Consider the following 20,058-nt stretch of genomic DNA (forward strand, 5'->3'; position numbering starts at 1 on the left):
TTGCATGTTTGAAGTACGCCGACTTGAAATTTCAGTGTCGAACTCCGGATCTGAACAGCCTGGAGATCGGCTCCCTTTCCCCCTCGCCCCCTCGGGGGCGGTCCGACGTTTCGGGAGGGCTGGGGTGAGGGGGGACGATTCTAACGGCTCAGCGATTCATCGGCGCGACAAACCTGCTGTTCGCCACGCTGTAAACTTCTGGTTCATCGCTGTCGGCAATCTTGAAACTCAAGGTTTGCGAGCTGCTGGCCGGGCGCTCCGTGGTCAGCGCCACCGACACCGGTACATCGACAATCTCGCCCGGCGCCAGGCTCAGCGCGGTCTTGCCTTGCAACAGGAAGCCGTCGCCGTCGACCAGGCTCAGAATGTAGTCCTGCTGCTGTTGAGTCTTGTTGATGACTTTGAGGGTGTAGATGTTTTCAATCTGGCCCTGACCATTTTCGCGGAAAAGACCGCGGTCCTTGGTCACGTCCAGCGAGACCATTGGCCGTTCGACCAGCGCCAGTGCCAATGCGCCGATCATCGCCACCAGTACCACGGTGTAGCCGATGAGGCGCGGGCGCAGCAGGTGGGTTTTGCCACCCTGCAATTCACGCTCGGAACTGTAGCGGATCAAGCCGCGCGGATAATTCATCTTGTCCATGATCGAGTCACAGGCGTCGATGCACGCCGCGCAGCCAATGCATTCCATCTGCAAGCCGTCGCGGATGTCGATGCCGGTCGGGCAGACCTGCACGCACAACTGGCAATCGATGCAATCGCCCAGGCCGGCTTCAAGCGGTTTCACATCGCGCTTGCGCGGGCCACGGTTTTCGCCACGGGCGACGTCATAGGCGATGGTCAGGGTGTCCTTGTCGAACATCACACTCTGGAATCGCGCATACGGGCACATGTGCATGCAAACGGCTTCACGCAGCCAACCGGCGTTGATGTACGTGGCAGCGGTGAAAAACAGCACCCAGAACAGGCTGACGCCGCCGATTTGCAGGGTCAGCAGTTCTTCGGCCAGCGGCCGGATCGGCGTGAAGTAGCCGACGAAGGTCAGACCGGTCAGCACACTGATCGCCAGCCACAGGGTGTGCTTGGCCGCGCGCCGCGCCAGTTTGTTCAGGCTCCATGGCGCGGCTTGCAGCCTGATGCGCTGGTTGCGCTCGCCTTCGGTGATCTTCTCGCACCACATGAAGATCCATGTCCACGAACTCTGCGGGCAGGTGTAGCCGCACCAGACCCGGCCGGCGAACACGGTGATGGCGAACAGGCCGAACGCGGCGATGATCAGCAGCGCGGACAGCAGAATGAAATCCTGCGGCCAGAACGTCGCGCCGAAGATATGAAATTTGCTTTCTGATAGGTCCCAGAGCACCGCCTGACGTCCGCCCCAATTCAGCCACACGGTGCCGAAAAACAGCAGAAACAGAAAACCCGCGCCGCTCATGCGCAAAGTGCGGAACAGGCCAGTGAAACTGCGGGTGTGGATCTGATTGTCGCTGGATCTGGTCGTCGCCTTCATTGGGCGTGCGGGCACCTTCTTTATATGAGGCGCTATGGTCGGGGATGCTTCTACGGTTCGGACGGGGATTTGTTCGCTCATGGTCATTCGCTCATCAGCCTCCATCAGGCCAGAGCACTATGAGCGCCGATCTGTTTGCATAACAGACTCAGCTATTTCAATAAAAAGCGGATCAGATGCGATTTTGCACAGCGTCTGCGACAACTTGAAGCAGCCCGTGAACAAAGGCGCAAACGCCTATAACAGGCGTTTGCGCGGGGTGTTGATCAAGGTCAGTCAAACCACCGAATCACTGTCGTCGGCCTTCAGATGTTTACGACCGTCACGGGCGCCTGCAACGGTCAACGCATCGGCTTCTGCTTCGGTAACGTAAACGCGCTTGCCTTCTATTTCCACGAACGACATGGCTTTGTCGCTATCCGTGCGCACTTCCAGCGTGTCGCAAATGCGGATTTCCTCGCCATTCTCGACGGTGAAAAAACACACTTTGTGTTCGGGATTGGATTCATCGACTCGAACGGGCATGAGGGCAGTCCTTTTTCAGGGGGGGTCTTAAAGGTTAGGGCGCACGCTTGGCCGATCGTTCTGCGCAACTGATTAATGGTCGCCGCTGTCCATCGTCTATCGAGCCAATGATAAGGACTGCACGATGAACGCGTGGTGGCATGAAGTGTGGGAAGCCCTGCAGACGGAATTCGCTGATATCGGCGATGCATCGCAACTGACGCGTATTACCGTGCGCCTGGTGATGGCAGCGGTGCTGGGCGGGATTCTCGGTTTTGAGCGCGAACACAAGGGCAAGGCTGCCGGGGTGCGTACGCATATGCTGGTGGCGCTGGGTGCCGCGCTGTTTGTGCTGGTGCCGCAGACGTCAGGGGCAGAGTCGGACGCGATGAGTCGCGTGGTGCAGGGGGTGATTGCCGGGATCGGCTTTCTCGGTGCCGGGACGATTCTGAAAAACCATGAAGGCGATGAGGGGCATGTCAAAGGCCTGACAACCGCTGCAGGGCTGTGGATGACTGCGGCCATTGGTGTCGCGGCGGGGTTGGGCAAAGAGGCAACTGCGGTGCTCAGCACTTTTCTCGCGCTAGGCATCTTCAGCGTGATGCCGCGCATCGTGAAGTTTTTCGAAACAGACGAGCAGAAAACGGATGATCACTAATGATCGTCCCCGCGCAGAGCGTGAGAACGATCAACAAGGGAACTCAGACGATCACTGGGGGCATCGTGCTCGGCGGTTCTTCTTTGGGCGGTGGCGTAGTGCCGGGCGGTTCCTGCTCCGGAATCGGCTCTGGCTCGGTCTCGGGTAGCGTGGGTTTGTCGATATTCGGATCAGGCGTTTCGGCCGGGATCGGGATGTTCATCTGATGACCTCCGTGTGGCACATGGCGTGAGACGTGCTTAAGTGGATTGACCACCCTGCACGCAATTCGATCCGCTTTTCTGACACGGCAATTTCATCTGAACTTTTCCCGGCGCCGGTCGCTCGGAACCTAAGTGAGTTCATTTCGGGGCAGGTGCTTCGTTGTGAATACTGATCCGGCACAAGAGCGTCCTTGGGGCGTTAAGGAGAGATGCTCAATGACTGCTGAAAGACCTTCTGAACTGAGCTACAACCCGCACATGCCGCTGTCGCAGGCGTTGCTGCTGCCGCGCATTGCCATCGAAAGCACCATGCCGACTCTGGAGGGCGGGCAATTCGCCGTGAAGTCGATTGCCGGCCGTGAAGTGGTGGTTACCAGCAAGGTGTTTGCCGACGGCCACGACAAACTCGCGGTGCGCATCCGCTGGCGCGAGGAAGGTGAGGAAACCTGGCAGACTGAAGTCATGTCCGATCAGGGCAATAATGGCTGGCAAGGCCAGTTCCGCCCTGAGCATCAGGGGCGCTTTGTGTATTGCATCGAGGCGTGGATCGACCAGTTCGCCAGTTTTCAGTATGAGCTGGAGAAGAAACACAACGCCGCTGTTCCCGTTTCGCTGGAGTTGCAGGAAGGCCGGACCATGGTGCAACAGGCCGCCGAACGCAGCGAAGGTCAGCTCAGCGAACAGCTTGCCGCTTTGCATCACGAATTGTCCGGGCTGCTCGAAACCGAGCAGGTCGCGCTGTTTCTGCACTCGCGCAGCGCGCAATTGATGGCGGAAGCCGATCACCGTGCCTACCTGAGTGTCAGTCCTGAATTCCCGGTGGACGTCGAGCGGCAACTGGCCGAGTTTGCCAGTTGGTACGAACTGTTTCCGCGCTCGATCACTGATGATCCACGGCGCCACGGCACCTTTAATGACGTGCACTCACGTCTGCCGATGATTCAGGACATGGGCTTCGACGTGCTGTACTTCACGCCGATCCACCCGATCGGCCGCGCGCATCGCAAGGGACGCAACAATTCCCTGACCGCCAGCCCGGATGATCCGGGCAGCCCTTATGCCATAGGCAGTGAGGAGGGCGGTCATGAGGCGATCCACTCGCAGCTTGGCACCCGCGAAGACTTCCGCCGACTGGTGGCCGCTGCTGCCGATCACGGTCTGGAAATCGCCCTCGACTTCGCCATTCAGTGTTCCCAGGATCACCCGTGGCTCAAGCAGCATCCGGGCTGGTTCAACTGGCGCCCCGACGGCACGATCAAATACGCCGAGAATCCACCGAAAAAATATCAGGACATCGTCAACGTCGATTTCTACGCGCCGGATGCGATTCCGAGCCTGTGGGTCGAGTTGCGCGACATCGTCATCGGTTGGGTCGAGGAGGGCGTGAAGATCTTCCGTGTCGACAATCCACACACCAAACCGCTGCCGTTCTGGCAATGGCTGATCGCTGATGTTCGCGCTCTGTATCCGGAAGTGATCTTCCTTGCTGAGGCCTTTACCACGCCGGCAATGATGGCGCGGCTGGGCAAGGTCGGTTACACCCAGAGCTACACCTATTTCACCTGGCGCAATACCAAGGCTGAACTGGCAACGTATTTCACTGAGCTGAATGAATCGCCGTGGCGCGAATGCTACCGGCCGAACTTCTTCGTCAACACCCCGGACATCAACCCGGCGTTCCTCCACGAATCCGGGCGTCCGGGATTTCTGATCCGTGCAGCGCTGGCGACCATGGGTTCGGGCCTGTGGGGCATGTATTCCGGGTTCGAGTTGTGCGAGTCGGCGCCGGCGCCGGGCAAAGAGGAATACCTGGATTCGGAGAAGTACGAGATCCGTGTCCGCGACTTCACCGCGCCGGGCAATATCATCGCCGAGATCGCCCAGCTCAACCGCATCCGCCGGCAGAACCCGGCGCTGCACACGCATCTGGGCCTGAAGGTCTACAACGCCTGGAACGACAACATTCTGTATTTCGGCAAGCGCAGCTTCGACGGCAGCAATTTCATTCTGGTGGCGGTCAGCCTTGATCCGCATAACGTGCAGGAAGCGAATTTCGAACTGCCGCTGTGGGAAATGGGCCTGCCCGATGATGCGACGACCCACGGCGAGGACTTGATGAACGGGCATCGCTGGGACTGGCATGGCAAGTATCAGTTCATGCGCATAGACCCGGCGTATCAGCCGTTTGGCATCTGGAGAATCACTGCCTGAACACAGATGCAATGTGGGAGCGAGCCTGCTCGCGAAAGCAATTTTGCAGGCGACATTTTTGCTGAATGTTAATCCGCATTCGCGAGCAGGCTCGCTCCCACAGGTTGCTCATTGAGTTGGAGTCAGGTGATCGACTCACGGCTTTTCTAGAATTGAACAGGAGTTTCACATGGCGAAGAAACCCAAGGCAGCCACCTTTATCAAAGACCCGCTCTGGTACAAGGATGCGGTGATCTATCAAGTTCACGTCAAATCGTTTTTCGACTCCAACAATGACGGGATCGGCGACTTTCCCGGCCTGATCGCCAAACTAGATTACATCGCCGACCTCGGCGTCAATACCATCTGGCTGTTGCCGTTCTATCCCTCGCCACGCCGCGATGACGGCTACGACATTGCCGAATACCGTGGCGTGCACAGCGATTACGGGACCATGGCCGACGCCAAGCGCTTTATCGCCGAAGCGCACAAGCGCGGCTTGCGAGTGATCACCGAGTTGGTCATCAACCACACCTCTGACCAGCACCCGTGGTTTCAGCGTGCACGCAAGGCCAAGCCCGGCTCAGCGGCGCGAGACTTTTATGTGTGGTCGGATGACGACCAGAAATACGACGGCACGCGGATCATTTTTCTCGACACGGAAAAATCCAACTGGACCTGGGACCCGGTTGCCGGCCAATACTTCTGGCACCGCTTCTATTCGCACCAGCCGGATCTGAATTTTGACAACCCGCAGGTGATGAAAGCCGTGTTGTCGGTGATGCGCTACTGGCTGGACATGGGCATCGACGGCCTGCGCCTTGATGCGATCCCTTATCTGATCGAGCGCGACGGCACCAACAACGAAAACCTGCCGGAAACCCACGACGTCCTCAAGCAGATCCGCGCCGAGATCGACGCCAATTACCCGGATCGCATGCTGCTCGCCGAGGCCAACCAATGGCCTGAGGACACGCAGTTGTACTTCGGTGACACCGATGCTGAGGGCGTCAACGGTGACGAATGCCACATGGCCTTTCACTTCCCGCTGATGCCGCGCATGTACATGGCACTCGCGCAGGAGGATCGCTTCCCGATCACCGATATTCTGCGCCAGACCCCGGAAATTCCCGCCAACTGCCAGTGGGCGATCTTCCTGCGCAACCACGATGAACTGACTCTGGAAATGGTCACCGACAAAGAGCGTGACTATCTGTGGAATTACTACGCCGCCGACCGTCGCGCGCGGATCAACCTTGGCATTCGCCGGCGTTTGGCACCGTTGATGGAGCGTGATCGTCGCCGCATCGAATTGCTCAACAGTCTGCTGCTGTCGATGCCCGGTACGCCGACCTTGTATTACGGCGATGAGATCGGCATGGGCGACAACATCTACCTCGGTGACCGCGATGGTGTGCGGACGCCGATGCAGTGGTCGATCGACCGTAATGGCGGCTTCTCCCGCGCCGATCCGGCGAGTCTGGTGCTGCCGCCGATCATGGATCCGCAGTACGGCTATCTGTCGGTCAACGTCGAAACCCAATCCGGCGATCCGCATTCGCTGTTGAACTGGACCCGACGCTTGCTCGCCGTGCGCAAACAGTCCAAGGCGTTTGGCCGTGGCACATTGAAAATGCTCTCGCCGAATAACCGTCGCGTGCTGGCTTACACCCGCGAATTCACCGATGCCGATGGCAAGCACGAAATCATTCTGTGTGTGGCCAACGTTTCACGCAGTGCGCAAGCGGTGGAGCTGGACCTGTCGGCCTACGTCGGCATGGTGCCGGTAGAGATGCTCGGCGGTAATGCATTCCCGCCGATCGGCCAGTTGAATTTCCTCCTGACTCTCGCGCCATACGGTTTCTATTGGTTCGCTCTGGCCGCGGAAAACCAGATGCCGAGTTGGCACGTGGAACCGGCGCAAAGCCTGCCGGACTTCACCACGCTGGTGCTGAAAAAGCGCATGGAAGAACTGCTCGAAGCGCCGTCGCGCACGACGCTGGAGCAAAGCATTCTGCCGAGCTGGCTGCAGAACCGGCGCTGGTTCGCCGGCAAGGACACGGCCATCGACAAGGTGCATCTGGCCTACGGCGTGCGTTTCGGCGACGCCCAGCATCCGGTGCTGCTCAGCGAAATCGAAGTCACCAGCGGCGGGCAGACCAGTCGCTATCAACTGCCGTTCGGCTTTATTTCCGAAGACCAGGTCGGCCCGGCATTGCCGCAGCAATTGGCTTTGTCCCGTGTACGCCGTGTACGACAAGTCGGTTTGATCACTGACGCGTTCAGCCTTGAAGCGTTTGTGCGTGCGGTGCTGCAAGGCATGCAGAACGGTACGGTGCTGGAGTCGAGCGAGGGTGAAATCCGCTTCACACCGACGCCGCATCTGGAAAAACTCGGCCTGGGTGCCGAATCCGAAGTGCGTTATCTGTCTGCCGAGCAATCGAACAGTTCGGTGGTGATCGGCAATAGTCTGGTGCTCAAGCTGATACGCAAAGTCGCTTCTGGCGTACACCCGGAACTGGAGATGAGCGCTTACCTGACCGAGGCCGGATTTGCCAATATCTCTCCGCTGCTCGGCTCGGTGATTCGCCGCGATGTTCAGGGCGAAGACAATCTGTTGATGATCGCTCAGGGTTATTTGAGCAATCAGGGCGATGCCTGGGAATGGACGCAGAACAACCTCGAGCGGGCGTTGCGCGATGAACTGGCCGATGCCATGTCCGAGCAGGAGCAGCATTACAACGCCCTCGGTGAGTTGAGGGATTTTGCCGGCATGCTCGGTCAGCGTCTGGGCGAGATGCACAAGGTGCTTGCCGCGCCCACCGACAATGCCGACTTCGCGCCGCAGGTGTCGACGGCCAAGGATATGCAGGCCACCGGCAAGGATGTCGTGGCACAGGTCGAGCACGCCTTGAAACTGCTCAAGCAGCATCAGGGCGAACTCAATGCGGCGGATCAGAAACTGGTCAAGCGCCTGATCGACGAGAAGAAAACCATCCTCACGCACGTGCAGGATCTGGCGAAAAAAGCCATCGGCGGTTTGCGCATTCGTGTCCACGGCGATCTGCATTTGGGCCAGGTGCTGGTGATCAAGGGCGATGCCTATCTGATCGACTTCGAGGGTGAACCGGCGCGGCCATTGGCCGAACGCCGTGGCAAACACAGTCCGTACAAGGATGTCAGCGGGGTGCTGCGCTCCTTCGATTACGCGGCGGCGATGACGATCAACGTGCACAACGTTGATCACAGCGCCGAGTCTGAAACCGCGCGACGTCTGGTAGCTCAGCGCTATCTGCGTGAGGCTCGCGAGGCATTTGTTCAGGCATATCGCCGTGCGGCAGCTAGTCTTGATCATGCCTGGCAAGGTCCTGAAGGTGCCGACGCCGCGCTGGCGTTGTTCGGCCTGGAGAAGGCGGCCTATGAAGTGGCCTATGAGGCCGAAAATCGCCCGACGTGGCTGCCCGTGCCGTTGCACGGTTTGTATGGGTTATTGACGGGGCTTAAACCCTTTTCCGATCTTGGTGGAGAGTAGTCATGAGTTTCTCGAACAAGGAACAGGGTGCGGTTAAAGAAGCGCTACTGCCGACGCCGAAGGACATCGACGCGTTGGTGCGAGCGGAACATCAAGATCCGTTTTCCATTCTTGGCCCGCACGGCGATGGTGTCGGCGGGCAATTCATCCGCGCCTATTTACCCGGTGCACTGAGCGTTGTCGTGCTGGACAAGAATTCCGGCGAAGAACTTGGTCCGCTGGAGCAGGCTGACACGCCGGGGCTGTTTGTCGGCCACTTCGATCACGCGCGGCCTTATCTGCTGCGCACGCGTTGGGCCGGTGGCGAGCAGGTTGCGGAGGATCCCTACAGCTTCGGTCAGTTGCTCGGCGAAATGGATCTTTATCTGTTTGCCGAGGGTAACCACCGCGACCTCAGTGCCTGTCTCGGCGCGCAACTGAAAACCGTCGATGGCGTTGACGGTGTGCGTTTCGCCGTGTGGGCGCCAAATGCCCGACGCGTGTCGGTAGTCGGTGATTTCAACGTCTGGGACGGGCGCCGCCATCCGATGCGCCTGCGTCATCCTTCCGGGGTCTGGGAGTTGTTCATCCCGCGCCTGCAAGCGGGCGAGTTGTACAAATACGAAATTCTCGGTGCCCACGGCATTCTGCCGCTCAAGGCGGACCCGATGGCACTGGCCACCAGCCTGCCACCGGATACCGCGTCGAAAGTCGCCGAGCCGCTGCAAATCGACTGGCAGGATCACGACTGGATGAGCAGCCGCCGTGACCGCCAGAAACATTCGGCGCCGCTGTCGATCTACGAACTGCACGCCGGTTCATGGCAATGCGAACTGGATGATCTCGGCGAAGTCGCGCGCCAGTACACCTGGCCGGAACTGGCCGAACGCTTGATTCCCTACGTCAAGGAACTGGGTTTCACCCACATCGAACTGATGCCGATCATGGAGCACCCGTTTGGCGGCTCCTGGGGTTATCAATTGTTGTCGCAGTTCGCCCCGAGTGCGCGCTACGGCTCGCCGGCGCAATTTGCCGAATTCGTCGACGCCTGCCACCGTGCGGAGATCGGCGTGATTCTCGACTGGGTGCCGGCGCATTTTCCCACCGACACCCATGGTCTGGCGCAATTCGACGGCACGGCGCTGTATGAATATGGCAACCCGCTGGAAGGTTTCCATCAGGATTGGGACACGCTGATCTACAACCTCGGCCGCACCGAAGTGCACGGCTACATGCTGGCTTCGGGGCTGCACTGGCTGAAGCATTTCCATGTCGACGGTTTGCGCGTCGATGCGGTGGCGTCGATGCTCTATCGCGATTATTCGCGCAAGGCCGGTGAATGGGTGCCTAACCGCCATGGCGGCCGGGAGAATCTGGAAGCCATCGACTTCCTCCGTCATTTGAATGACGTGGTCGAACTGGAAGCACCGGGTGCGCTGGTGATCGCCGAAGAGTCCACCGCGTGGCCGGGTGTCAGCCAGAGCACGCAGCAGGGCGGTCTGGGTTTCGCCTACAAATGGAACATGGGCTGGATGCACGATTCGCTGCATTACATCCAGCAGGATCCGGTGTACCGCGCACACCATCACAACGAATTGAGTTTTGGTCTGGTTTACGCCTGGTCCGAGCGGTTCATCCTGCCGATCTCCCACGATGAAGTGGTGCACGGCAAACATTCGCTGATCGACAAGATGCCCGGCGATCGCTGGCAGAAGTTTGCCAACCTGCGCGCGTATCTGAGTTTCATGTGGACGCATCCTGGCAAGAAGCTGTTGTTCATGGGCTGCGAATTTGGCCAGTGGCGCGAGTGGAATCATGATCAACAGCTGGATTGGTATCTGCTGCAATATTCCGAGCACAAAGGCGTGCAGAAACTGGTCGGCGATCTTAATCGGCTGTATCGCGAAGAACCGGCGCTACACGATCAGGATGACGCACCGCAAGGCTTCCAGTGGCTGATCGGTGACGATGCGATCAACAGTGTTTATGCCTGGCTGCGCTGGAGCAAGGAAGGCAAACCGGTACTGGTGGTGGCCAACTTCACGCCGGTGCCGCGTCAGGCCTATCGCGTGGGTGTGCCGTTTGCCGGGCGCTGGAGCGAATTGCTCAACAGCGATGCCGACACCTATGCCGGTTCCAATTACGGCAATGGCGGCGAGGCGTTTACCGAAGACGTGCCGAGCCATGGCCAGTCGTTGTCACTGGAGCTGAATCTGCCGCCGTTGGCGGTGTTGATCCTCAAACCGGAGGGTTGATCCAGGCACCGCAAAACCTGTGGGAGCGAGCTTGCTCGCGAAGGCGATGTGTCAATCAACAATGATGTTGAACGTTACACCGCTTCGCGAGCAAGCTCGCTCCCACAGGGACCTTCGGTAGCCTGAAGATCACCAACGCATCCGCACCCCAAGGCTGCCGATTATCCCATTCAAATCATTGTCATCCACATCACTGCTGTAATCGGCACTGACATACAGACTCACCGCTGGCGTCACCCGGGCCACCAGGCCCAGACCCAACTCAACGGTGGAGGACTTGCGGCTGCTGCTGATCTTGTCGACTTGATCCAGCGTCACCGTATTGCCGGTGTAAACGGTGTGCCAGAGGTTGGTGCGCACGTAGGGTTCCACCGGCAGACCATTCAAATCGTAACTGCCTTTCAAACGTGCGCCGACGCGACCGCTCCAGGCCGTCAGATCAGTGGATGACGCATTGCCCGAGCCGGCGTACGGGGTATCGAGGGTGATGCGCTGGTTGATCAATTGCGCTTGCGGTTCCACAACCCAGTTGTCGCTCAAGCCAATTGGATAACCGCCTTCCACCGAGAACGTCATGGCGCTGCCTTCGGTGGCTTGGCGGGCGCCCTGGCCGTTGCGACTGAAGCCGCTGACGCGGCCACCGCTGGCCGATAAATCCACGTGCCAGCCTTGGGCGCCGGTAAGGCTGTAATAAGCACCCAGGCTCTGGCCTTGCAGATTCAGGGTAGCGCTGTTCGGGTCGGCCAAAGCGCGACTGGTGAGTACGCCGTTGCCATTGGCTTGAATCTGGTTGACGCCGCCGATGAGGCCTACGGTCTGGGTATGCCCGCTGCCTTTCACGGTGAGCACGGCCGGCCCTTTGAAGTCGCCGCTGCCGGGCACCGCATAGCCTGATGACAGCACATCGGTTTGCGCCTGCCGCGCGCTTCGGCCGTACAGCTCATCCCAGGCAGACGGTGCGAGGTCTTCGGTCATCAAGCGTGTGCCCTGCAGGTCGGGCCGTGGGCTGAAGCGTTGCGGACCGGGAGTGATGACAGTGGCTGGCAACGTCAGCACCGGCACGTCCGCGCGATACCACGGGGTGATTTCATCCGCCGCAGAACCGGCCTGCGCCTCCATGGACGAGCACAGCAAGATTGAACTCGACACTGTGCATAAAGTGATTTTGATCTCGCGTGAGGTTTTTGAAGTTTTCATGGAGGTCTACCTTGCAGGCGCATGCATTCTCTCTGTGTGGCGTCTCTCCTACCCCGAACGAGGGGCGACCGAATGGAGCGGGGCGAACCGCGACCGCTCGATTTCGCGAGTGGCCGAAGGTTCGTCCCGGGTAGTGATTCCGGGGGTAGTAAGGTAGAGATAAGAAGAGTCGAGCCTGCCCGTCAAGAAATTGAACGATGAGCGGTAGTGGCAAAACAGACTTTGCAAGCGTTTGTTTTTCTGTACATAACTAAGTGGTTGTTTGCATGGAAAAACGCAGCAAAAGGTTCGTCCCAGAGGCATTCAGTTACCGACAGAAGGTCTGCCGGCACTGAAACGGTATGAGGGTTGTGAGACTGCCGCGTATAGCATTGCTGTCAATAATGCGGCTAAAGATGCACCTCTACCGCCAACGGTAGATGGTCGGACAAATGCGTCCACGGCTTGTTGCCGAGGATCTGTGGGTCATGGCTGCTGGCATTGCGCAGATAGATCCGGTCCAGCCGCAGCAACGGAAACCGCGCCGGGTAGGTCTTGGCCGGGCGCCCGTGATGGCGCTCAAAGGCTTCGTGCAGGTAGTCACGACGGGCGAGGGCGGCGTTACCCTGTAACTGCCAGTCGTTAAAGTCGCCGGCAATGATCACCGGCGCGTCGTCGGGCAAGGATTCGAGCAGCTGGCAGAGCAGTTGCAGCTGCAATTGTCGATGGCTTTCCAGCAGACTCAGATGCACGCAGATCGCATGCACCTCGGCGTGACCGGGCACATCGAGTACGCAGTGCAGCAGGCCTCGGCGTTCGGGGCCGGTGATCGACACATCGAGGTTGCGGTATTCACGGATCGGGTATTTCGACAACAGGGCGTTGCCGTGATGCCCGTCCGGATAGACGGCGTTGCGCCCGTAGGCGAAATCGCTCCACATGCTGTCGGCGAGAAATTCGTATTGCGAGGTCTGCGGCCATTCGTTGTAACGGTTCGAATGTCGCTCGTGTTCACCCACCACTTCTTGCAGAAACACCAGGTCAGCCGCCGTGCTGCGTACGGCTTCGCGCAGTTCCGGCAGGATGAATCGCCGATTGAGCGCGGTAAAGCCCTTGTGGGTGTTGACCGTCAGCACCCTTAAACGATGGATGACGGGCGCGTCGACAACATGACGCTTGGGATCGCTGGACACGTTCACTCCTCTGGATTGCGGGCCGCTTATTCATGCGACTGATAGGAAGGGGCGGCAGTTCCTTTTGATCAATCCACAAAACCCTGTAGGCGTGAGCCTGCTCGCGATTGCGGTGGATCAATCAACATTTGCGCAAATGACACACCGCTATCGCGAGCAGGCTCACTCCTACAAAGAGCAAGGCAGTGTCGTAGAGATTCAGACAAACACGATTTCGTAGGGCAGGCGCATTCTTTCGAGGATCACCGGCGGCAGCATCGGCGCAATGCCGATCGCCGGTTCGCCCTTGAGCTGGGTGGCGTAGGCATGGGTGGCGTGGCTCTTGCGTGCCACGGTCCAGGTGTCGAGGCGCAATTTGCGGGCGCGCTCCCAAGGGATCAGTTGCTGATCGCGCTCGTGCCAGTGCCAGGCCCAGACCGGTACATCGTGAAAAATGGCCCCGGCTTGTTCCGCCGCCTGGGCGCTGGCCCGGCCCACCGCTTCGTGATCATCGTTGCCATCACCGCGCCAGGTACTGAACACCACATCGCCGGGGCGCAGGTAACGGCTGATGAATGCGGTGACTTGCGCTTGCTGATCGCACAGGGCGTTGTCGGTAAATCCGCCGCGCACCCATTTCAGGCTGTGCATCGGCAGGCCGAGGCGGCGCAGGGCTTCGACGCTTTCCTGCGGGCGGAACACGCTGAGGCGTTTTTCCGACCATTGTCGGGATCCCGGATGACTGGCGCTGCCATCGGTGATCGAGAGCAATTGCAGTGGATGACCGAGACCGGAGAGCAGTTGCAGCAGGCCGCCGCAGGTGACCACTTCATCGCCTGGGTGTGGCGCGATGACCACGGCGCGGGCGCCGGCTGGAACGAGGCTCAGGGTATTGATGACGGGAATGTTGTCCAGTTGCGGGGCGCTGTTCCAGATTTGCGCCGGCAGACTGCTGTCACTGAGGGATAACGGTTTCATGGTGTGACGTCCTTGTGTTGTTTCGCCCTCAGTGGCGCGTATGGCGGTGATTGCCAGTCGCTAGCCACCCGTGAAGGCTGGTTGAATGCCCCGCGACGCTCCGAACCCTGGATTGCCGCGCAGCTGAGTATTGCTCATGAAGCGAAATTCGTCGCGTCACAGATCAATCTGATCCGCTTTTTTTTGCTCCATCTGTGCCAGATTTCGCAGATAGTCACCAAAACCACCGCGTGCACGGCTGTCGAACCGCGCACTGGTGAGCACTTGCGGGCGATGGCTCCAGGCGATGTTGGCGCCGTCCAGTTCCAGCTCGCGTACCAACTGCACATCCTCATCGCAGGCCAGCGGTTTAAAGCCGCCGGCCCAGCGATAGGCGTCGGCGCTGATGCCGAGGTTGGCGCCGTGGATATGCCGGTGGCCATCGCAGGCACGGTAATGTCGGTGATAGCGGATTTGCGCCGCCTCATCGAACGACTCGTGCCAGCGTTCGACGGTGACGGTACCGCATACGGCGTCCGCGCCCAACCCCAGTTGCGCCACCAGCCAGTCGTCGGCCACGCGGCTGTCGGCGTCGGAGCAGGATATCCAGCGCGCTCCACGCTCCAGCAATAGACGGGCGCCGGCCGCCCGGGCCTGACCGACATTGCGTGCGTCGATGTGCAGGCTGAGCACCGGATAACGGCTGACAATTTGCGCCGAGCGGTCGGTGCAACTGTCGAGCACCACCAACACTTCAACCCGTTCGCCGGCCAGCAAACTGTGGCGGCTGGCGCGCATGGCTGCACTCAGGCAGTCGTCGAGCAGGTCTTCCTCGTTGTGTGCCGGGATCAGTATGCCGATCATCGCAAGCCCTCCAGTGCCGCCACCGAGCGTGGTTCACGGCTCCACACCTCAAGGATGAAGTCCGCTTCCTGATGCAGGACCAGTCGGGGCAGATGCAGTTTTTCGTGAATCAAGTCGTGAACCTGTCGCGCATTCAGCGGGCAGCCGTCGATGGGCGGACGCCAGTGACAGGCGAGGAACTGGCCGTCGGCAGTCAGGCAATCACTGGCCCGCCGGATCACTTCTGTCAGATCTGCGCCATCGAGGTAGTAGCCGATCTCGCTAAATACGATCAGGTCGAATTTTTCCTCCGGCCAGTCGCCGGGAAGACGGTTTTGCCGCACTTCAGCGTGATCGAACAGGCTCAGCCGGGTGCGCGCCAATGTCACCGCTGCACTGGCCGTGTCACAACACAACAAGCGGTCGCAACGTGCGGCCAGTTCGGCGCTCAGCTCGCCGTTGGCGCAACCCGGTTCGAAGATGGCCCGATAGTGCGGACGTGGCAGGGCGGCGAGGGTGATCGCGCGTTTGCGCTGCTCGTACCAACGCTCGCGGAACGCCCACGGGTCGTCGTTGCCAGCAAACAAACCGTCGAAATAGCGATCCTCGACACTCATAGAAACACCACCTCGAAGGGCTGCAGCAGGCGATCGAGCACATACGGCGCGAGCACCGGGCCGAGGCCTGCGTCAGGATCGCCCTCCAGCTGACTGGCAAAGGCGTGCACCGCGTGACGTTTGCGCGCGACTTGCGCTGGCGTCAGAAGAATCTTGCGCGCTCGTTGCCACGGTACGAAGGCATCTTCCGGCGTCGCCCAGTGCCAGGTCCACACCGGCAGCTCATGGCAAGTAGCACCGACCCGGCGCGCCGCCTCGGCACTGGCGCGGCCGACGGCCTCATGGTCGCAATGTCCGTCCTCGCTCCAGGTGGTGAAGAGCACATCATCGGGACGCAGATGACGCTCGATGAAATCCACCAGCTCAGCTTCCTGAGCGGCGACCTGCGTGTCGGTGAAACCGCCGCGCAGCCACTTCACCCGATGCATCGGCAGACCGAGGCGGCGCAGCGCTTCAGCCGACTCTTGCGGACGCACCACGCTCAGACGTTCCACCGGCCACCGATTGGAGCCGGGGTGACTGGCGCTGCCGTCGGTGACCGAAATCAATTGCAGAGGTCGACCGGCAGCGGCGAGCAGTTGCAGCAAACCACCACAACCAAGCACTTCGTCGTCCGGGTGCGGCGCGACAATCACCGCTCGCGCGCTCGGAGGCACAAGACTGAGGATGTCGATGCTATCCAGCTCCGCCAGGTGCCGCGAGGCCTGCCACTGATGCAGGGTCGTGCCTTGGCCCACAATCGGATTGGTTTTCATAGTGCCCATGCCTCCGCAGACTGCCCGGCGACTAATTGCCCGAGCGCCGCCAGATCCCGTTCGGCGTGACTCTGGCGCAGGAACACCGGCAGATCGGCAGAGAGCCGGGCAAAGTGCCGATCCTTGCAAAACGGTCCCGCACCGAGCGCGCGACCGACCTCACGCATCACCTGTTCGGCCGACTGCTCGACCACCGCACGGGCACGCCGGGCGAGCAGTTCGGCGTGGTCCTCGGGATGGGCATCGATGTGCAGCGCGCTGAAACGCAACACATCCGCCGCCGCCTGCAAAGCGCTGTCGACCGCGCCGAGATGAGCGAGGGCGTGCGGTTCCGGACGTTGCTCACAGTGGTTGCGTAACGCTTCGGCGATTTGCCGCGCGGCACCGTACCAGCATGCCGCGATACCGATCCCGCCCTGCCAGAAACCCGGACGTTGCAGATAGTCACCGGGGTTGCCGATGGCTTGTGCTTCGGCGCCGTCAAACAGCACTTCGACGCTACCGGTGGCGGCCATGCCGACCGCTTGCCAGCCTTGCCCGGTCACGGTGACGCCCGGTTGGTCGAGGGCGACGGCGACCAGTTGTTGCTGATCATCGGCATCCCACGCGGTGAGCAAGGCATGGCTGAGCACCGCGGCGCCGGAGCACCATGCTTTGCGTCCGTGCAGTGCGACCATGTGCCCGGCCGGGCTGACTTTCACTCGTGCCTGCGGCGGTTCCGCTGCCCACATGCCCCAGGTACTGCCCGGTGTCGGCGAGCCGCCCAGTTGCTCAATGATCGCCAGTGCGTCGGTGTGGCCTTCGAACAATTTGCACAAACCCAAGTCATGCCCACCGACTTCCGCCAGCCGCTGAAAACGCTCCAGTGTGCGGCCACTGCCCGGCAACGGCAGGCGATCCAGTCCGGCCTCGACCAGTGCCCGCAGGCAATCGCCGAGGGCTACGGTGTGCGGATAATCCGCTGGGCGCCGGCTCAGATAACAGTGCAGATCCATATCAGTCTTCTTCATCACGTTGCAGTTCGAACAGCAGCAGCGAGCGACCGGTGACCGAGTATTCATGACCGAAATCGAAGCGCTCCTGACCGCGGATCGACGGCTGATTGGTGTCGATCATGCAGGTCCAGAAGCTGCCTTCCGGCACTTCCGGCAAGGTGAAATTGACGATGTCATGATGGGCGTTGACCACCAGCAGCAGCGTCGCATCCGCGCCCTTGCGGCGAATCCCGGTTTCCTGCGCACGGCCGTCGAGCAACATGCCCAGGCAGCGGTTGTGCGCATCATGCCAGTGCTCGGTGGTCATCTCGGTGGCATCCGGGGCCAGCCAGGTGACGTCCTTGACGCCGATGTCCTCGTTGTACTCGCCAACCAGAAAGCGTCCGCGTCGCAGGATCGGATAAGCCAGGCGCAGCTTGATCAGGCGTTTGACGAATTTCAGCAGCGCCTTGCCGTCCTCGCTCAAGTCCCAGTTGACCCAGCCGATTTCGCTGTCCTGGCAATAAGCGTTGTTGTTGCCGTCCTGGGTGCGGGCGAATTCATCACCGGCGACGATCATCGGCGTGCCTTGGGCAAGCAGCAGGGTGGCGAAGAAATTGCGCATCTGCCGATGACGCAGGGCGTTGATCTCGGGATCGTCGGTCGGGCCTTCGACGCCGTGGTTCCACGACAGGTTGTTGTTGCTGCCGTCCTGATTGTTCTCGTCGTTGGCTTCGTTGTGCTTGTCGTTGTACGACACCAGATCGTTGAGGGTGAAACCGTCATGGGCGGTGATGAAGTTCACCGACGAGTACGGACGTCGCCCGCGCTGGTTGAACATCTCACCGGACGCGGTCATGCGGGCGGCGAAATCGGCGACCTGGCTGTCGTCACCTTTCCAGAACGCACGAACGGTGTCGCGGAACTTATCGTTCCATTCGACCCAGCCCGGTGGGAAGTTACCCACCTGATAGCCGCCGGGGCCGCAGTCCCACGGCTCCGCAATCATTTTCACCTGACGCAGCACCGGGTCCTGGCGGCAGGCGACGAGGAAGCTGTGACGTTCGTCAAAACCATCGTGATAGCGGCCGAGAATGGTCGCCAGATCGAAACGGAAACCGTCGACGTGCATCTCGCTGGCCCAATAACGCAGCGAGTCGGTGACCATTTGCAGCACGCATGGGTGGCTCAGGTCGAGGGTATTGCCGGTGCCGGAATCGTTGATGTAGTAGCGCTTGTCATCGGGCATCAAGCGGTAGTACGAGGCGTTATCGATGCCACGCATGGACAGGGTCGGACCCTGCTCGTTACCCTCGGCGGTGTGGTTGTAGACCACGTCGAGAATCACTTCGAGGTTGGCTTCGTGCAGATGCGCGACCATCTCCTTGAACTCGGCAATCTTGCCGCTGGCCAGATAGCGCGGGTCCGGGGCGAAGAAGGCGATGCTGTTGTAACCCCAGTAATTGGTCATGCCCTTGTGCAGCAGATGCTGATCGTTGACGAAGGCGTGAATGGGCAACAGCTCGACGGTGGAAACGCCAAGCTTGCGAATGTGCTCGAGCACATCGTCGACCATCAGCCCGGCAAAGGTGCCGCGCACGTTCTCCGGCACCGACGGGTGACGCATGCTGATGCCGCGCACATGGGTTTCATAAATGATGGTCTTGTCCCACGGCACGCTGACGCGGTGGTCATTGCCCCAGGTGTGCGCCGGGTCGATGACTTTGCACTTGGGCACGAACGGCGCGCTGTCGCGCTCATCGAAACTGAGGTCGGCGTCGGGATGGCCGATGGTGTAGCCGAACAGCGCTTCCGACCATTTCAGCTGGCCGACCAGTTGCTTGGCGTACGGGTCGATGAGCAATTTGTTGTGGTTGAAACGGTGACCGTTGGCCGGGTCATACGGGCCGTAGACGCGGTAGCCGTAGATCAGGCCCGGATGCGCATCGGGCAGGTAGCCGTGGTAGATCTCATCGGTGTATTCCGGCAGTTCGATGCGTTCGAGTTCGACTTCGCCGGCATCGTCGAAGATGCACAGTTCGACCTTGGTGGCGTTGGCGGAGAACAGGGCAAAGTTCACCCCCAGCCCGTCCCAGGTCGCACCGAGCGGGAAGGGCAGACCTTCACGGATTCTCGACGGCTCGGCGTGCGCGGTGGGTTCGGCTTTCGTTGGACGGGTCATGATTGCTCCTGCAAAAAACGGGATGGTTCAGTTGACACTGATCCCCTGTGGGAGCGAGCTTGCTCGCGAAGGCGGAGTGTCAGTCGACTTCAATGTTGAATGGCAGATCGCATTCGCGAGCAAGCTCGCTCCCACAAGGGATTTGTGTATTTCTTCAGGGCGAGTCAGCCCACGGTGGCGAGCAAACCCGCCACACAGTCATTCAGTTCAATAATCCGTTTAGCGTCAGATCGCCGAAGGCTTCTTCGGAGCCCGAGGCTTTTTCTCGGCGGCTTTTTCGCCCGGGGGAATCACTTTTGCGGCGGTGGCCGGTTTGGCTTTGGCCGGCGGTTTCGGTTTGGCGGCCGGGGCCTTGGCCTCAGCAGTCTTGCCTGCGGCTTTGCTACCGTTGGCCTTTGGCGGTTTCTTCGGCGCCAGGGCTTCCGCTTCGGCGAGCTTGCGCGCCATTTCCCAGTGGCGGTCTTCCTGACCTTCAGGCTTGCCTTCCGATTCCCAGATTTGATAGGCGAATTCGCGAATGCGTTTATCGTCGGTACTCATCGCAATGCTCC

Annotated in this window: 16 protein-coding genes; 4 read left to right on the forward strand and 12 right to left on the reverse strand. The window is 60.2% G+C overall.

What is annotated here, in order from left to right:
* Positions 1 to 148: 148 nt before the first annotated feature.
* Entirely contained in the window at positions 149 to 1,591 is a 1,443-nt protein-coding gene (ccoG, locus tag ACM6IV_RS08235) for a cytochrome c oxidase accessory protein CcoG (RefSeq protein WP_414869521.1), read from the reverse strand.
* A 195-nt stretch (positions 1,592 to 1,786) separates the two neighbouring features.
* Complete coding sequence (locus tag ACM6IV_RS08240) at positions 1,787 to 2,035, reverse strand: DUF3203 family protein (RefSeq protein ID WP_414869522.1); 249 nt, start codon at positions 2,033 to 2,035, stop codon at positions 1,787 to 1,789.
* Positions 2,036 to 2,159: 124 nt separating this feature from the next.
* Between ACM6IV_RS08240 and ACM6IV_RS08245 the strand changes: the two genes are divergently transcribed.
* Entirely contained in the window at positions 2,160 to 2,672 is a 513-nt protein-coding gene (locus ACM6IV_RS08245; protein WP_414869523.1) for an MgtC/SapB family protein, read from the forward strand.
* Positions 2,673 to 2,715: 43 nt separating this feature from the next.
* Here ACM6IV_RS08245 and ACM6IV_RS08250 read toward each other — a convergent pair whose 3' ends face one another.
* Positions 2,716 to 2,874: a hypothetical protein gene (locus ACM6IV_RS08250; protein ID WP_414869524.1), complete on the reverse strand. Its 159-nt coding sequence runs from the start codon at positions 2,872 to 2,874 to the stop codon at positions 2,716 to 2,718.
* Positions 2,875 to 3,091: 217 nt separating this feature from the next.
* Here ACM6IV_RS08250 and ACM6IV_RS08255 point away from each other — a divergent pair, with 217 nt between their 5' ends.
* From ACM6IV_RS08255 to glgB, 3 genes are all read left to right on the forward strand, one after another.
* Entirely contained in the window at positions 3,092 to 5,086 is a 1,995-nt protein-coding gene (locus ACM6IV_RS08255; protein ID WP_414869525.1) for an alpha-1,4-glucan--maltose-1-phosphate maltosyltransferase, read from the forward strand.
* 169 nt (positions 5,087 to 5,255) lie between these two features.
* Positions 5,256 to 8,597 (forward strand): maltose alpha-D-glucosyltransferase, encoded by a 3,342-nt coding sequence (treS, locus tag ACM6IV_RS08260; protein WP_414869526.1) that lies wholly within the window; start codon positions 5,256 to 5,258, stop codon positions 8,595 to 8,597.
* A 2-nt stretch (positions 8,598 to 8,599) separates the two neighbouring features.
* The gene (gene glgB, locus ACM6IV_RS08265) at positions 8,600 to 10,831 is read left to right on the forward strand and encodes a 1,4-alpha-glucan branching protein GlgB (RefSeq protein ID WP_414869527.1); all 2,232 of its coding nucleotides are present in this window, start codon (positions 8,600 to 8,602) and stop codon (positions 10,829 to 10,831) included.
* Positions 10,832 to 10,960: 129 nt separating this feature from the next.
* On the opposite strand, the gene ACM6IV_RS08270 is transcribed toward glgB, so the two are convergent.
* The 9 genes from ACM6IV_RS08270 to ACM6IV_RS08310 all read right to left on the reverse strand — a co-directional run bounded on the left by ACM6IV_RS08270 (position 10,961) and on the right by ACM6IV_RS08310 (position 20,047).
* Positions 10,961 to 12,028, reverse strand: a complete 1,068-nt coding sequence (locus ACM6IV_RS08270; protein ID WP_414869528.1) for an autotransporter domain-containing protein — start codon at positions 12,026 to 12,028, stop codon at positions 10,961 to 10,963.
* Between the two features lie 389 nt (positions 12,029 to 12,417).
* Entirely contained in the window at positions 12,418 to 13,200 is a 783-nt protein-coding gene (locus ACM6IV_RS08275; protein WP_123450083.1) for an endonuclease/exonuclease/phosphatase family protein, read from the reverse strand.
* Positions 13,201 to 13,398: 198 nt separating this feature from the next.
* Positions 13,399 to 14,157 (reverse strand): PIG-L deacetylase family protein, encoded by a 759-nt coding sequence (locus tag ACM6IV_RS08280; protein ID WP_414869529.1) that lies wholly within the window; start codon positions 14,155 to 14,157, stop codon positions 13,399 to 13,401.
* Between the two features lie 156 nt (positions 14,158 to 14,313).
* A complete protein-coding gene (locus tag ACM6IV_RS08285) occupies positions 14,314 to 15,000 on the reverse strand; it encodes a glycosyltransferase (protein ID WP_414869530.1) in 687 nt (228 codons plus the stop codon).
* Positions 14,997 to 15,596, reverse strand: coding sequence for an SAM-dependent methyltransferase (locus tag ACM6IV_RS08290; RefSeq protein ID WP_414869531.1), 600 nt, complete (start codon positions 15,594 to 15,596; stop codon positions 14,997 to 14,999). Before ACM6IV_RS08290 ends, ACM6IV_RS08285 begins: the two co-directional genes overlap by 4 nt.
* Positions 15,593 to 16,351 (reverse strand): PIG-L deacetylase family protein, encoded by a 759-nt coding sequence (locus tag ACM6IV_RS08295; RefSeq protein WP_414869532.1) that lies wholly within the window; start codon positions 16,349 to 16,351, stop codon positions 15,593 to 15,595. The genes ACM6IV_RS08290 and ACM6IV_RS08295 overlap by 4 nt, the downstream gene beginning before the upstream one ends.
* Positions 16,348 to 17,346 carry an acyl-CoA dehydrogenase gene (locus ACM6IV_RS08300; RefSeq protein ID WP_414869533.1) on the reverse strand — a complete coding sequence of 333 codons (999 nt, stop codon included), beginning with the start codon at positions 17,344 to 17,346 and terminating at the stop codon, positions 16,348 to 16,350. Before ACM6IV_RS08300 ends, ACM6IV_RS08295 begins: the two co-directional genes overlap by 4 nt.
* A gap of 1 nt (position 17,347) precedes the next feature.
* On the reverse strand, positions 17,348 to 19,507 hold the full coding sequence (gene glgX / locus ACM6IV_RS08305; RefSeq protein WP_414869534.1) for a glycogen debranching protein GlgX: 2,160 nt from the start codon (positions 19,505 to 19,507) through the stop codon (positions 17,348 to 17,350).
* A gap of 225 nt (positions 19,508 to 19,732) precedes the next feature.
* Entirely contained in the window at positions 19,733 to 20,047 is a 315-nt protein-coding gene (locus ACM6IV_RS08310; RefSeq protein ID WP_414869535.1) for a DUF2934 domain-containing protein, read from the reverse strand.
* Positions 20,048 to 20,058: the final 11 nt, after the last annotated feature.

The organism is Pseudomonas sp. IT-347P, assembly GCF_949768005.1.
Classification (GTDB): domain Bacteria; phylum Pseudomonadota; class Gammaproteobacteria; order Pseudomonadales; family Pseudomonadaceae; genus Aquipseudomonas.